We start from the raw sequence: 14,383 nt of genomic DNA, 5'->3' as shown, positions 1-14,383 counted from the left end.
ATTGTCAACACTTTGTTTAGCCTTAACCTTCCTGATTGATCAGTTCTTCGTCCCGCGTGCCGCTTTCGGTATTTGATCCCTCTTTGTCCTCAGTCTCGACAACGATATTCCGGTACTTCGGCATTCCTGTCCCGGCAGGAATCAATTTGCCGATAATGACGTTCTCTTTCAGACCAACCAATTCGTCCACCTTGCCTTTGATCGCCGCATCGGTCAGCACACGCGTCGTTTCCTGGAACGAAGCTGCAGACAGGAACGAATCCGTTTCGAGTGCGGCTTTCGTAATGCCGAGCAGCACCGGATGGCCGGTGGCCGGAATCTTGCGGTGAAGCAGTACGTCACGATTGTCTTCTTTAAATCGATGGATGTCAACAAGTGCTCCCGGAAGAACCGAAGTATCTCCGCCCTCGACGACGCGAATTTTCCGCATCATCTGGCGCACCATCACTTCAACGTGCTTGTCGCCGATTTCCACGCCCTGCATCCGGTATACTTTCTGTACTTCACGCAGCAGATAGTTCTGCACGCCTTGCAATCCGACGACATGAAGCAGCTCTTTCGGATCGATCGAACCTTCTGTCAGCGGTTCTCCGGCTTTAATCTCAGAACCCTCCATTACTTTCATGCGCGCGCCCAGAGAAACCGTATAACGCCTTGTTTCAAGGTCGCCTTTAACGGTTACCTCCCGCTTATCCTTCAATTCACTGATCGCAGTCACGATGCCGTTGATTTCTGATATGACAGCCTGCCCTTTCGGATTCCGTGCTTCAAACAATTCCTGGATACGCGGGAGCCCTTGAGTGATGTCGTCGCCGGCCACGCCGCCTGTATGGAATGTACGCATCGTCAGCTGTGTGCCCGGTTCGCCGATGGACTGTGCGGCAATAATGCCGACGGCTTCGCCGACTTCCACTTCAGAACCGGTGGCCAGATTGCGGCCGTAGCACTTCTTGCAGACACCGTGCCTCGTCTCGCAGGTAAAGACGGTCCGGATTTCAACTTCCTCAATGCCGGCATCAACAATTCGCGTCGCTTTATCTTCGTTGATCAGCTCGTCCTTCTTAACAAGCAATTCGCCGGTTTCCGGATGGTAAACCGACTGATTGGCCGTACGGCCGACCAGGCGATCGTACAGACTCTCAATTTCTTCACTGCCCTCGCGGATAGCACGAACCGTCAGGCCGCGATCTGTCCCGCAATCCTCTTCTCTGACAATAACGTCCTGAGCAACATCGACCAGGCGACGGGTGAGATAACCTGAGTTCGCAGTTTTCAGAGCCGTGTCGGCCAATCCCTTCCGGGCGCCGTGTGTTGAGATAAAGTATTCCAGAACCGTCAGTCCTTCACGGAAGCTCGAAATAATTGGCAGTTCAATAATTCGGCCGGACGGATCCGCCATCAGCCCGCGCATCCCCGCAAGCTGTGTAAAGTTCGACGCATTACCGCGGGCCCCGGAGTCGCTCATCATGAAAATCGGATTGGTTTTTGCAAGAGAATCCATCAGTTTGGACTGAATGGTATCCTTGGCATCGCTCCAGATGCCGACAACCCGTTCATAACGTTCGTCCTCCGTAATCAGGCCCCGGCGGAACTGCTTCGTCACCTTCTGAACGTCCTCTTCCGCCTTATCGAGGATTTCCTTTTTCTCAGGAAGCACGATTACGTCAGAAACGCCGACGGTAATGCCTGCCTTTGTCGAGTACTGGAAGCCCAGGGCCTTCAGCCGGTCGAGAAACTTGGAAGTCTCTGTGACTTTGTAGCGTTTAAAAACTTCGGCAATGATGTGTCCGAGATAGCCCTTCTTGAACGGAGAAATTTCTTCGCGTCCGGCAATCTCTTTCGCTATATCCGTACCCATCGGCACAAAATATTTATCCGGTGTGGCAACCTGAAGATTATGATCCGTCGGCTCGTTAATATACGGAAATGACGGAGGCAGGATGCGATTGAAAATCAGCTTGCCCACGGTCGTCAACAGATACTGTTTATTCTGCTCTTCGGTAAAGGTTTGATTATGAACGGACAAAGCCGGAATGGCAATCCGCGAATGCAAATGAACAAAACCGTTATGATAAGCCAGCATAACTTCGTTCGCATCTTTAAATACTTTCCCTTCGCCGACGGCGCCCTTTCTTTCGAGTGTCAGATAATAGTTGCCGAGCACCATATCCTGGGACGGCGTAACAATCGGTTTGCCGTCTTTCGGATTCAGGATGTTCTGGGCGCCCAGCATCAGCAGGCGCGCCTCAGCCTGAGCCTCAGTCGAAAGCGGAACGTGAACGGCCATCTGGTCGCCGTCGAAGTCGGCGTTGTACGCTGTACACACAAGCGGATGCAGCCGGATGGCGCGCCCTTCGACGATTTTCGGTTCAAAAGCCTGAATGCCCAGCCGGTGCAGCGTCGGCGCCCGGTTCAGAAGAACCGGATGCTCCTTGATCACATCTTCCAGAACACCCCAGACATCCGGATGAACTTTTTCAACTTTCCGTTTTGCACTTTTAATGTTGTTGGCAATCCCGCGGCCGACCAATTCTTTCATGACGAAAGGTTTGAACAGCTCAAGAGCCATTTCCTTCGGGAGCCCGCATTGATACATCTGCAGGCTCGGCCCTACGGCTATAACGGAACGGCCCGAATAATCCACGCGCTTGCCCAGCAGGTTCTGACGGAAACGGCCCTGCTTTCCCTTCAGCATATGGGAAAGAGACTTGAGCGGACGATTGCCGGGGCCCGTGACAGGGCGGCCGCGGCGGCCGTTATCGATCAGAGAATCGACCGCTTCCTGAAGCATGCGTTTTTCATTCTGGACAATAATGCTCGGCGCCCCGAGATCAAGCAGCCTTTTCAGACGGTTGTTCCGGTTGATGACGCGGCGGTAAAGATCGTTCAGGTCGGAAGTAGCAAAGCGGCCGCCGTCCAGCTGAACCATCGGACGCAGTTCGGGAGGGATGACCGGAAGAACGTCGAGCACCATCCAGGACGGCTCGTTCCCCGATTCGCGGAATGCCTCAATGACTTCGAGACGTTTCACGGCCCTTGTCCTGCGCTGCCCCTGAACGTTTTTCAGTTCTTCCTGCAGCGAATTCGATTCTTTGTCCAAATCGACGTCCTGCAGCAGTTTTTTGATGGATTCGGCACCCATTCCCGCCTTAAAAGCATTGCCGTATTTTTCTCTGTAGCTGCGGTATTCTTTTTCGGAAAGAAGCTGCTTCTTCTCCAGCGGCGTATCGCCCGGTTCGGTCACAACATAAGATGCAAAGTAAATCACTTCTTCCAAAGCTCTCGGAGACATGTCGAGCAAAAGTCCCATCCGGCTCGGAATTCCTTTAAAATACCAAATATGAGACACCGGGGCCGCCAGCTCGATATGGCCCATTCTTTCCCGGCGGACTTTTGCCCTTGTTACTTCGACGCCGCAGCGGTCGCAAACAACGCCTTTGTATCTGACTCGTTTATATTTTCCGCAGTGGCATTCCCAGTCTTTGGTCGGTCCGAAAATACGTTCACAGAACAGCCCGTCTTTTTCCGGTTTAAGAGTCCTGTAGTTTATCGTTTCCGGTTTTTTGACTTCGCCGTGTGACCATGACCGGATTTTGTCCGGCGATGCTAAACCAATTTTCATGAATTCAAATTTATTAACATCCAGCAAAGGGGCAACCTCCCTTTATTTTCAGTGTTTTGGCAATCCTGCCACCGAGTTGTTTGACCAAGCTGTTGTTTTGCCGGAAGAGGCTGATTCCGAATTTCAGACCTGCACGTTCAGGTTGTCATCCAGTGTTTCTTCCTCGTCTTCAAGTTCCTTGATGACAATTTCCGAATGGTCGGCCGCCAGAACTTTGACGTCCATGCCGAGACTTTGCAGTTCTTTAATCAAAACTTTAAACGATTCCGGTACACCCGGTTCCGGAACATTTTCACCCTTGACAATGGATTCATAGGTTTTCACACGTCCGACGACATCGTCGGACTTGACCGTCAGAATTTCCTGCAGTGTGTGCGCGGCACCGTAGGCTTCAAGGGCCCACACTTCCATTTCGCCAAAACGCTGGCCGCCGAATTGCGCCTTGCCTCCCAGCGGCTGCTGGGTGACGAGCGAGTACGGTCCGGTGGAACGGGCATGCAGTTTGTCATCCACCATGTGAGCCAGCTTGATCATGTACATCACACCCACAGATACACGATTGTCAAAGGGTTCACCCGTCCGGCCGTCGTAAAGGACGGTTTTTCCGTCTTTTGAAAGACCGGCTTCTTCCAATGTATCCCAGACATCTTCTTCTCTGGCTCCGTCAAAGACCGGCGTCGCCACATGAATGCCCAGTTCGCGTGCGGCCATGCCGAGATGAAGTTCAAGCACCTGGCCGATATTCATTCGGGAAGGCACGCCGAGCGGATTCAGCATGATATCAAGCGGTCGGCCGTTCGGCAAAAACGGCATATCCTCTTCAGGCAGAATTTTGGAAATGACACCTTTATTGCCATGGCGTCCGGCCATTTTGTCGCCTTCATGGATTTTCCTTTTTTGAACAATATAGACACGCACGAGTTCATTGACGCCCGGCGGAAGCTCGTCGCCCGCTTCGCGGGTGAATATTTTAACGTCGTGAACAATTCCGCCGCCGCCATGCGGCACTTTCAGCGAAGTATCACGCACTTCGCGCGCCTTTTCGCCGAAAATTGCGTGAAGAAGGCGTTCCTCTGCCGTCAGCTCCGTGACGCCTTTCGGTGTAACCTTGCCGACAAGAATATCACCGTCGCGGACTTCGGCGCCGATACGGATAATGCCCCGATCGTCAAGATTTTTCAAAGCGTCTTCGCCGACATTCGGAATATCGCGGGTGATATCTTCCGGACCGAGCTTCGTATCGCGTGCGTCCGATTCGTATTCCTCGATATGGATCGACGTATAAACGTCGTCTTTGACAAGTTTTTCACTCATGATCACGGCATCTTCATAGTTATAGCCGTTCCACGTCATGAAGCCGACCAGTACATTGCGTCCGAGTGCGAGTTCGCCGTGGTCCATCGAAGGGCCGTCGGCGATAATTTCTCCCTTCTCGACAATCATTCCCCTTTTGACAATCGGTTTCTGATTGTAGCACATGCCCTGATTGGAACGCTCGAATTTCGACAGTTTATAAGCGACCACATCGCCTTCCGTCTCCCGGCCGTCGACTGTCTCAAGCGTACGGACCTTAATCTGATGTGCAGAAACATATTCAACGCGGCCGTGATACTTTGAACGGATCGCAGCACCCGAATCGCGGGCCGACACATACTCCATACCCGTTCCGACGATCGGCGCCTCAGGCTGCAGAAGCGGAACTGCCTGACGCTGCATGTTCGCACCCATCAGCGCACGGTTGGAGTCGTCATTGGCAAGGAACGGGATACATGCGGAGGCCACCGAAACGACCTGCTTCGGAGAAACATCCATATAATCGACACGGTCCCTGTGGACGACGAGATTTTCACTGCGGAAACGCGCCAGTATATGATCATTTTTAAATGAACCGTCATCATTCAGTTCGGCGTTCGCCTGAGCAACGACGTAATTATCCTCTTCGTCCGCCGTCAGATAATCAATGTGCTCCGTTACTTTGCCCGTTTCGGGATCAACCCGGCGATAAGGGGTTTCAATGAAGCCGTATTTATTAACACGCGCATAGCTGGACAGCGAGTTGATCAGGCCGATGTTCGGGCCTTCAGGGGTCTCAATCGGGCACATACGGCCGTAATGCGAGTAGTGCACGTCACGCACTTCCATGCCGGCGCGTTCTCTCGTCAAGCCGCCGGGTCCAAGTGCGGAAAGGCGCCGCTTGTGTGTCAGCTCCGCCAGGGGATTGGTCTGATCCATAAATTGTGAAAGCTGTGAGCTTCCGAAAAATTCCTTAATTGAAGCAATAACAGGCCGGATATTGATCAAAGCCTGAGGTGTGATGCTGTTGGTGTCCTGAATCGACATCCGTTCGCGGATCACGCGTTCCATCCGCGACAGGCCGATACGGAACTGATTCTGCAGCAGCTCGCCTACCGATCTGAGCCGGCGATTTCCGAGATGATCAATATCATCCGTATCGCCGATGCCGTGAAGCAGATTAAAGAAATAGTTGATCGACGACAGAATATCCGCAGGAGTGATATGTTTGATAGACTTGTCGATACCGCAGTTGCCCATCACCTTAACCACTTTGCCTCTGTCTTCATCAAGCGGCGAATAGACGCTGATTGTCTGTACCCTGACTGTCTGGCCGGCAATGACGCCTTCGTGAGGCGTATATTCCACAAAGCCCAGCTTTTTTTCAATGGTCGGCAGAAGCCGGTCAAGAGTCCGCCGGTCGAGCAGTGTCCCCTCATTGGCGACAATCTCTCCCGTTTCCGGATCCACCAGTTTTTCAGCCAACCGCTGGTTAAAGATTCTATTCTTGATGTTCAGCTTTTTGTTCATTTTATAACGGCCGACGTTGGCCAGATCATAACGTTTCGGGTCGAAAAAGCGGGCCTCAAGCAGACTTTTCGCATTTTCCACGGTCGGCGGCTCGCCGGGACGAAGCCGTTCGTAAATCTCGACAAGCGCCTTATCCGTGCTGTCCGTGTTATCTTTTTCCAGAGTGTTTCTGAGGTATTCATCATCGCCCAGCAGATCAATAATCTCCTGATCCGTGCCGAACCCCAGGGAACGCAAAAGGACCGTCACAGGTACTTTTCTCGTGCGGTCTATTCTTACATAGGCCACGTCTTTCGCGTCGGTCTCATATTCAAGCCAGGCACCTCGGTTTGGAATAACAGTCGCTCCAAAACCTTTTTTGCCGTTTTTATCAAATTTTTCATTGAAGTAAACGCTTGGGGAACGCACCAGTTGTGAAACGATGACCCGTTCCGCACCATTGATAATAAACGTTCCTGCCTCTGTCATCAGAGGAAAATCCCCCATGAATACTTCCTGTTCCTTAACTTCACCCGTCTCTTTATTAATCAGCCGAACTTTGACGCGCAGCGGTGCAGCATAAGTCACATCGCGGGATTTTGCTTCATCGACCGAATATTTGGGCTCTCCCAAACTGTAGTCGACAAATTCCAGAATAAGATTTCCGGTGAAATCTTCCACCGGGGAAATATCCTGAAACATTTCCCGAATGCCTTCATCAAGGAACCATTGATAGGAGGCGGTTTGAATCTCAATGAGATTAGGGAGTTCCAGTACTTCTTTAATCCGAGCGTAGCTCCTGCGTTGGCGGTGGCGTCCGTATTGTACGAGTTGACCTGTCAACTATTTCACCCCTCAAATCAAGCATATTGAAAAAATCGGCAAACCAAACATCTGAGCTAGCTTACCGCAGTTCAAAAATTATTTGATTAGTTTTCCCCCAGTGAGGGAATTTTATACCTAGAACTACACCGATGTTAGCATTAAATCATAATATCATAGTCACATTTCAAAGTCAATCTTTTTTTGCGCAAAAAACAAAATAACCCTTCTTTTTCACGACCACATCAACTGTCCCGAAGATCGACTGAAGTGCCTTAAGTGCCGAAGGAGCCCCCTGCTTCTTTTGAATGACCGTCCATAATTCTCCTTTGCTCTCCAGGAAATCATAACCTTCGGAAAAAATCCGATAAACTATTTTTTTCCCGGCGCGAATCGGCGGATTCGTGACAATCGCAGCAAATCGTCCGTCGATCTGCTCAAATAAATGACTCCGGCACACCCTTGCCCGCACCCGGTTGACCCGGACATTTTCTTCGGCAAGCTCGGCCGCCCGCTCATTTATATCGGCCATCATTACCGGGCGTTCCGGAAATGATTTTGAAAGCGCAATCCCGATCGGCCCGTAGCCGCAGCCCATATCCAGAATTTTTCCGGGTATGACGGGCTCCCTGAAGGCTTCGATTAATAGTTCAGAACCGAAATCGACGCCTTTTTTTGAAAACACCCCGGCATCTGTAACAAAAGTAAACGCCTGACTTCTCAATTGTACCGTCACGGTCCGGCGATGGCTCGCCGCCTGGGGGTGCTGTGAATAGTAGTGTTCGCCCATAGATAACTCACCTTAAAAAGAATAGTAAAAGATACCCGAACGAAGCGGCATGTTCTCTCCGTACAAACGGCTATCTTTTTTAATCATTCACATATTTAAAGTAAAATAAAAAGCCCGCGCAAGCGCGGGCCTGATTTCGAACTTATTTCAGTTCTACCTTTGCGCCAACTTCTTCAAGTTTGCCTTTGATTTCTTCGGCTTCTTCTTTAGCAGCGCCTTCTTTGACAGCCTTAGGTGCACCGTCAACCAGTGCTTTTGCATCTTTCAGGCCGAGGCCCGTGATTTCACGGACAACTTTGATAACTTTGATTTTCTGTTGACCGACTTCGGCCAGAACAACGTCGAATTCCGTTTTTTCTTCTTCTGCCGCAGCACCTGCACCGCCGGCCGGCGCAGCAACCTGGGCGGCAGCAGTCACACCAAATTCGTCTTCAATTGCTTTTACAAGGTCGTTCAGTTCAAGAACGGACATTTCTTTAATCGCGCCGATGATATCTTCTTTAGTCATTGAAAATAATCCTCCTCAAAATTTTTTTATTATCTACGTAAACCCTTATTTTCCGGAACCGGTCAGACCGACGGTTCAGGCTTCCTTCTGTTCGGCAACTGCCTTGACCCCGATCGCCAATTTGCGGATCGGCGCCTGAAGGACATTGGCCAGCATCGACAGAAGGCCTTCCCTTGAAGGAAGCTCCGCAAGTGCTTTGATCTCATCAAGCGACGTCGCTTTGCCTTCAATTACGCCCGCTTTGATTTCCAGTGCTTCGTGATCTTTCGAAAAATTGTAAAGCACCTTTGCCGGAGCAATGACGTCATCTTTGCTGAACGAGATCGCCGTCGGCCCCTTAAGCGCGCTGTCGAGAGAGCTCAGATCTGCCTGCGCGGCCGCCCTGCGTGCGAAGGTATTCTTGTATACCTTGTAATCGACGTTTGCTTCGCGAAGCTGTTTCCGAAGTTCCGTGACTTCTGCGACGGAAAGTCCGCGATAATTCACAACAATCGTCGCAACACTTTCTTTTAATTTCCCGGCGATTTCATCAACAATCTGTTTCTTCGCCTCAAGTATTTTTTCATTGCTCATTATTCCCGTTGCACCTCCCTGTTGCTTTTTTTCCGCATTCAGAAGTTTTGTTTCTCCGCTAAAGAAAGGCCTATCAAAAAACCCTCAAGCCGGGTGACAAGAGGGTACGCATCTATCCAACACAAAATTGTTATCAAGAATTTGCAAACCTCGGCCGGGAAAAATTAAGCATTGAAAATGCCCCTGCTGTCTACGGTAATTAATATTTGATTTAATTTTAACAAACAGTAGTCATTATATTGAGTTTCAGTCCTGCTGTCAAGCTTGTCAAGAACGTCTCACACGCTTATCTGGCAAAAGCAGTCGAAACCTCGACACCGGGTCCCATCGTTGACGAGATCGCAATGTGCTTCAGGTAGGTTCCCTTGGCGGCAGCCGGTTTCGCCTTAATCAGCGTTTCAATCAGGACATTGAAATTTTCAACCAGCCTGCCGGCCTCAAAAGAAACCTTGCCGATCGGAACATGAACGTTCCCGTCTTTTTGGGCACGGTACTCTACTTTACCGGCTTTGATTTCCTTGACCGCCTTTTCAACATCAAAAGTGACTGTACCGGTTTTCGGGTTTGGCATCAAGCCCTTCGGACCGAGCACCCGGCCGAGACGGCCGACCTGAGCCATCATATCGGGAGTCGCAACAACGACATCGAAATCAAACCAGCCGCCGTTGATTTTTTCAACGTATTCCTGTTCGCCGACATAATCCGCTCCTGCCGCTTCCGCTTCTTTGGCTTTTTCGCCCTTGGCAAAGACGAGCACGCGCTGCGTCTTCCCTGTACCGTTCGGCAGCACAACCGCGCCGCGGACCTGCTGATCATTCTTTCTTGTGTCCACGCCGAGCCGGACAGCTACGTCCACCGATTCATCAAAGCCGGCCGAAGCGATTTTTTTCACCAGACCGACGGCTTCTTCAATATCGTAAGCTTTGGAACGATCAACTGCTTTTACGGCTTCAAGATATTTCTTTCCTTTTTTGGCCATTGAAATTCCTCCTTTGTGGTCATAACGGTTTGTATTGGACCTCCCACCGATCTAAAAAACACTTCAGCGGCCTTTATGCCTCTTTGTGCGCGGACAATCAGTCTTCTACGACAATGCCCATGCTGCGCGCCGTTCCTTCAACCATCCGCATCGCCGCTTCAACGTCGGCCGCATTCAGATCAGGCATTTTCAGTTCGGCGATTGCACGGACTTTGTCGCGCTTGATGGTCGCGACCTTTTTCGTATTCGGCGTACCCGAGCCGGACTCAATGCCCGTTTCTTTTTTCAGAAGAACGGCCGCAGGCGGCGTCTTCGTAATAAACGTAAACGAGCGGTCTTCGAAGACGGTAATTTCAACCGGAATGATCAGACCCGCCTGGTCGGATGTACGTGCATTGAACTCCTTGCAAAAGCCCATAATGTTAACGCCCGCCTGGCCCAGTGCCGGACCCACCGGCGGAGCCGGATTTGCTTTGCCTGCCGGAATCTGCAGTTTTACTAATTTAACTACTTTTTTTGCCATGAGAGCACCTCCCTGCAACAATTTGTGGTACGGGACATTCCCTCCCACACTTTCTCATAAGCCTCTATGACACTTTTCAATCTTTCTATCCTGCGATGGTGAGATCGTTTTAAATCATACAAACATCAAGATTATACATTTGTCGGCGCTAAAATGCAAGATCGGAGAAAATATCCAGTCTCCCGGCGGTCGTCAGTCGATTTTTTTCACTTGATCGAAGTCCAGTTCAACCGGCGTTTCCCGTCCGAACATATTGACATGGACCTTCAGCTTGCTTTTTTCGCGGTCAATGCTTTCGACACTGCCGATAAAATCTGCAAATGGTCCTTCCTTAACCTTCACTTGTTCCTTAAGTTCGAAGCTTACATCTGCGACATGTTCTTTAAGACCCATCTGCTTCAGAATCGCATCTACTTCTTCCGGGAGGAGAGGGATCGGCTTAGAGCCCGCACCCGTTGAACCGACAAAGCCCGTTACACCCGGAGTATTGCGGACCACATACCACGAATCATCCGTCATGATCATCTCCGTCAGCACATAACCGGGGAAGACCTTTCTCATGGCCGTTTTTTTCTGCCCGTTTTTTATTTCCGTTTCTTCTTCCACAGGGACAAGAATCCGGAATATTTTATCGGCCATGCCCATCGATTCAACTCTTTTTTCCAGGTTTGTCTTGACTTTGTTTTCGTAGCCCGAGTATGTGTGAATGACATACCAGTTCTTTTCCATAACTTTCTTCCTCCAAATTATTGGTCCGTCAAACAACGATACGGCGAACAGTCATCGATTTGTGATCAGGTGCATCAATTGCGAAATGCCTAAATCTACAAGAACGAAGAAAATAGCTAAAAAAACGACGGTAATAACAACAGTGACTGTATATTTCAAAAGTTCATTGCGTGTCGGCCAGCTTATTTTCCTCGTTTCGGTGATGATGCTGCGAAAAAATTTCCCGATCCCTTTGTTGATGCCTGACATCCTCTGCAATACCTCCGTCTAAAAGTCTACTTCGTTTCCCGGTGCAATGTGTACGCTTTGCAGGTCTTGCAATACTTATTCAGTTCAGCCCGATCCCTGTCATTGTCCGCTTTTTTCGTCATTGTATAGTTTCTTGAATTGCAGACCGAGCAGGCAAGAACGATCTTTTTTCTCAAGACACACACCTGATTCCGCTGCTAAATAAGGCCGGGCAGGTTTCCCGCCCTTTTCGATTATTCTCTCTCTCTATTTATTTACGCATTTGCTTTACATTAAAAAGAAAGGCATCTAACAGCCTTTCTGATCAACGAATCTATACCGTCTCGAGTATAGCGTATAGCCTGGCCTCTGTCAACGAAACATACAAAGCCGCATACTCTGACGCCGGGGATATTATAAGCTCAGCCCCCTTATTTGCATGCAGTGCTCCAGTTTTCTCTTCACCCGTTGAAGCGCATTATCAATCGATTTCACATGGCGTTTCAAATCGGCGGATATTTCCTGATAGGAACGCCCGTCAAGATACTGGCTCAATACTTTGCGTTCCAGATCGCTTAAGATCCGTGAGAGTTTTTCCTCTATATTGTCGTACTCCTCCCGGCTGATCAGCAATTCTTCCGGATCGCTTGACTGAGTTTCACAGACGACATCGAGCAGCGTACGATCCGATTCCTCATCGTAGATCGGTTTATCAAGCGAAACATAAGAATTCAAGGGGATGTGTTTCTGCCGCGTCGCTGTCTTGACCGCCGTAATCATCTGCCGGGTGATGCAAAGCTCCGCAAACGCTTTAAATGAAGCCGGCTTGTCCCCTCTGTAATCACGGATCGCCTTAAAAAGACCGATCATTCCTTCCTGAATAATATCCTCACGTTCGGCACCCACGAGGAAATAGGCCTTCGCCTTTGCGCGCACAAAATTTTTATATTTAAAAATGAGATACTCCAAGGCTTCTCCGCTGCCATCATGAACTACTTTCAGTACTTTTTCATCATCAAGTGAACGAAACACTGCCATATCAGCCCTAACCGGATCGTAACTCATTTTTATCCCTCCGAGCTCATGATGCCTTTAGTAAAAACATTATACAGTAATAAAATTCCAATCGTCAAGAAAATTCAAAAACCTCTTCTCATCTTTTCCAGCTTCGCCCGTGTCTCTTCATCAATTTGGATGACCGATCGCTTGCCCGGCAGCCGTTCATTATTCATCGTCGCCTTTCCGATCTGACGGTCAATTTTTCGGATGTCTTCAATCAGTTCCCTGGACGGTTTTCGGAGAGCGCCCTGGGAAAACACCGCCCATTGTTCCGCCATATCCGAGGTCGCGACATGTATACGCGTCTTTACGTTCTGCAGCTTTTTGATCAGACCTTCTATTTTCTGATCCGCCTTTTCGCTTTTTTTGGTATAGATCACTTCGACCGTCGACTTCTTCGTTTTCGTCTCCTGGCCGGGGATCAGATAGGCATCAAAGATAATGATCACGCGACAGCCTGTAACTGCCTGATATTCTGCCATTTTATTGATCAGCAGATCCCTCGCGCTTTCGAAATCCCTCTCCCGCAATTCCTTCAGTTCGTTCCATGCACCGATCACATTATAGCCGTCGACAATCAGAATCTCGTTCATTGTGCTCACCGTTGCCGGTCGCGCTGTCTGAACACCTCATACATGAGCAGGCCGGCCGCGACCGAAGCATTCAGAGACGTGACTTTTCCTTTCATCGGTATACGGATCAGAAAATCGCACTTTTTTCGTACCAGCTGTGATAGGCCGCTGCCCTCATTACCAATCACCAGGCAAAGCGGCAGAGCATAATCTGCCCTGCGGTAATCCTCGCTGCCGTCCGCGGCCGTTCCGGCAAACCAGACCCCCTGTTTTTTCATGGCGTCCATTGTATTGGCCAGGTTGGACACGCGTACCACCGGAACATACTCAATCGCACCCGTCGAGGCCTTGGCCACGACCGAAGTCAACCCGACCGAGCGGCGCTTCGGAATGATGACGCCGTGACAGCCGGAAGCATCTGCCGTCCTCAATATCGAACCGAGGTTGTGCGGATCCTCAATATTATCCAGCATCAGAAAAAAGGGAGGTTCCCCGCGCTTTTTCGCAAGGTTAAACAAATCCGACAACCCTGAATAGCGATAAGCGGCGACCGAAGCCACGACACCCTGATGCTGGGCGGACGGGGACAGCTGATCAAGCTTTTGCTTTGGAACAAACTGCACGGCGATTCCGTTTTCCTTGATCAGTTCAAGCAGGCCGGAAAATCCCCGTCCCTCTTTATTCAGCCACACTTTATTGATTTCTCTTCCGGATCTGATGGCCTCCGACACGGGATGGCGTCCGACAATCCATTCATCGTTCACGAATCCTTTCCCCTTCCGACCGGATGATTGGCAAACATCTTTTTCATGATTTCTTCAATCCTGTCTTTGCCGCCGGTCAAATAAAGATAACCGATAAGCGCCTCAAATCCCGTACTGAAGTTATATGTCTGTACATCCGTATTTCTTGGAACGGAATGCGATTTGGCGTTCCGGCCGTGCCTGACAATATTCAGCTCATCTTCGGTCAGAAAGCCTTCTTCGGCAAGTTCATGGAGGAACCGCGACTGCGCCTTTGCCGATACATAATCCACCGCAAGAGTATGCAGCAGATGCGGCTTGGCTGCACCGCTGCTAATTACGGCTCTGCGCACATAGACTTCGATGATCGCATCGCCCATATAGGCCAGTGCCAGACTGCTCATCTGATCCGGAGCCTGTTTTTCGGCCATGT

Annotated in this window: 14 protein-coding genes and 1 other annotated feature; all 14 genes read right to left on the bottom strand. The window is 50.1% G+C overall.

All coding sequences use genetic code 11. The annotated features are described in order from the left end of the window. Positions 1-22 precede the first annotated feature (22 nt). Positions 23-3,649, bottom strand: a complete 3,627-nt coding sequence (gene rpoC, locus OYT88_RS18480; protein ID WP_274401845.1) for a DNA-directed RNA polymerase subunit beta' — start codon at positions 3,647-3,649, stop codon at positions 23-25. 96 nt (positions 3,650-3,745) lie between these two features. Further along, positions 3,746-7,267 carry a DNA-directed RNA polymerase subunit beta gene (rpoB, locus tag OYT88_RS18475; RefSeq protein ID WP_274401843.1) on the bottom strand — a complete coding sequence of 1,174 codons (3,522 nt, stop codon included), beginning with the start codon at positions 7,265-7,267 and terminating at the stop codon, positions 3,746-3,748. A gap of 172 nt (positions 7,268-7,439) precedes the next feature. After that, on the bottom strand, positions 7,440-8,036 hold the full coding sequence (locus OYT88_RS18470) for a class I SAM-dependent methyltransferase (protein WP_274401841.1): 597 nt from the start codon (positions 8,034-8,036) through the stop codon (positions 7,440-7,442). 142 nt (positions 8,037-8,178) lie between these two features. After that, a complete protein-coding gene (gene rplL / locus OYT88_RS18465; protein ID WP_274401840.1) occupies positions 8,179-8,544 on the bottom strand; it encodes a 50S ribosomal protein L7/L12 in 366 nt (121 codons plus the stop codon). A gap of 75 nt (positions 8,545-8,619) precedes the next feature. Further along, entirely contained in the window at positions 8,620-9,117 is a 498-nt protein-coding gene (gene rplJ, locus OYT88_RS18460; RefSeq protein ID WP_274401839.1) for a 50S ribosomal protein L10, read from the bottom strand. A 66-nt stretch (positions 9,118-9,183) separates the two neighbouring features. After that, positions 9,184-9,331 (bottom strand) — a sequence feature (ribosomal protein L10 leader region). Positions 9,332-9,403: 72 nt separating this feature from the next. After that, positions 9,404-10,096, bottom strand: a complete 693-nt coding sequence (rplA, locus tag OYT88_RS18455; protein WP_274401838.1) for a 50S ribosomal protein L1 — start codon at positions 10,094-10,096, stop codon at positions 9,404-9,406. Positions 10,097-10,193: 97 nt separating this feature from the next. After that, positions 10,194-10,619: a 50S ribosomal protein L11 gene (rplK, locus tag OYT88_RS18450; protein ID WP_188804676.1), complete on the bottom strand. Its 426-nt coding sequence runs from the start codon at positions 10,617-10,619 to the stop codon at positions 10,194-10,196. 192 nt (positions 10,620-10,811) lie between these two features. Beyond that, positions 10,812-11,348 carry a transcription termination/antitermination protein NusG gene (gene nusG, locus OYT88_RS18445; protein ID WP_274401835.1) on the bottom strand — a complete coding sequence of 179 codons (537 nt, stop codon included), beginning with the start codon at positions 11,346-11,348 and terminating at the stop codon, positions 10,812-10,814. 51 nt (positions 11,349-11,399) lie between these two features. After that, positions 11,400-11,597, bottom strand: coding sequence for a preprotein translocase subunit SecE (gene secE, locus OYT88_RS18440; protein ID WP_274401834.1), 198 nt, complete (start codon positions 11,595-11,597; stop codon positions 11,400-11,402). Between the two features lie 26 nt (positions 11,598-11,623). Next, on the bottom strand, positions 11,624-11,773 hold the full coding sequence (gene rpmG, locus OYT88_RS18435) for a 50S ribosomal protein L33 (RefSeq protein ID WP_274401832.1): 150 nt from the start codon (positions 11,771-11,773) through the stop codon (positions 11,624-11,626). A gap of 217 nt (positions 11,774-11,990) precedes the next feature. Next, positions 11,991-12,641, bottom strand: coding sequence for an RNA polymerase sporulation sigma factor SigH (gene sigH, locus OYT88_RS18430; RefSeq protein WP_274401831.1), 651 nt, complete (start codon positions 12,639-12,641; stop codon positions 11,991-11,993). 74 nt (positions 12,642-12,715) lie between these two features. Beyond that, positions 12,716-13,228: an NYN domain-containing protein gene (locus OYT88_RS18425; protein WP_274401829.1), complete on the bottom strand. Its 513-nt coding sequence runs from the start codon at positions 13,226-13,228 to the stop codon at positions 12,716-12,718. Positions 13,229-13,233: 5 nt separating this feature from the next. Beyond that, positions 13,234-13,971 carry a 23S rRNA (guanosine(2251)-2'-O)-methyltransferase RlmB gene (gene rlmB / locus OYT88_RS18420; RefSeq protein ID WP_274401827.1) on the bottom strand — a complete coding sequence of 246 codons (738 nt, stop codon included), beginning with the start codon at positions 13,969-13,971 and terminating at the stop codon, positions 13,234-13,236. Next, positions 13,968-14,381, bottom strand: coding sequence for a Mini-ribonuclease 3 (locus OYT88_RS18415; RefSeq protein ID WP_443029726.1), 414 nt, complete (start codon positions 14,379-14,381; stop codon positions 13,968-13,970). The genes rlmB and OYT88_RS18415 overlap by 4 nt, the downstream gene beginning before the upstream one ends. Positions 14,382-14,383: the final 2 nt, after the last annotated feature.

Origin of the sequence: Sporolactobacillus sp. CQH2019 (genome assembly GCF_028765345.1) — a bacterium.
Lineage (GTDB): Bacteria > Bacillota > Bacilli > Bacillales > Sporolactobacillaceae > Sporolactobacillus.
This window is presented reverse-complemented; position numbering and strand designations above follow the sequence as displayed.

Coding starts and splice junctions, on each gene's coding strand:
- OYT88_RS18470 (WP_274401841.1), bottom strand. CDS start 8,036: ATGGGCGAACACTACTATTCACAGCACCCCCAGGCGGCGAGCCATCGC.
- rplL (WP_274401840.1), bottom strand. CDS start 8,544: ATGACTAAAGAAGATATCATCGGCGCGATTAAAGAAATGTCCGTTCTT.
- rplJ (WP_274401839.1), bottom strand. CDS start 9,117: ATGAGCAATGAAAAAATACTTGAGGCGAAGAAACAGATTGTTGATGAA.
- rplA (WP_274401838.1), bottom strand. CDS start 10,096: ATGGCCAAAAAAGGAAAGAAATATCTTGAAGCCGTAAAAGCAGTTGAT.
- rplK (WP_188804676.1), bottom strand. CDS start 10,619: ATGGCAAAAAAAGTAGTTAAATTAGTAAAACTGCAGATTCCGGCAGGC.
- nusG (WP_274401835.1), bottom strand. CDS start 11,348: ATGGAAAAGAACTGGTATGTCATTCACACATACTCGGGCTACGAAAAC.
- secE (WP_274401834.1), bottom strand. CDS start 11,597: ATGTCAGGCATCAACAAAGGGATCGGGAAATTTTTTCGCAGCATCATC.
- sigH (WP_274401831.1), bottom strand. CDS start 12,641: ATGAGTTACGATCCGGTTAGGGCTGATATGGCAGTGTTTCGTTCACTT.
- OYT88_RS18425 (WP_274401829.1), bottom strand. CDS start 13,228: ATGAACGAGATTCTGATTGTCGACGGCTATAATGTGATCGGTGCATGG.
- OYT88_RS18415 (WP_443029726.1), bottom strand. CDS start 14,381: ATGGCCGAAAAACAGGCTCCGGATCAGATGAGCAGTCTGGCACTGGCC.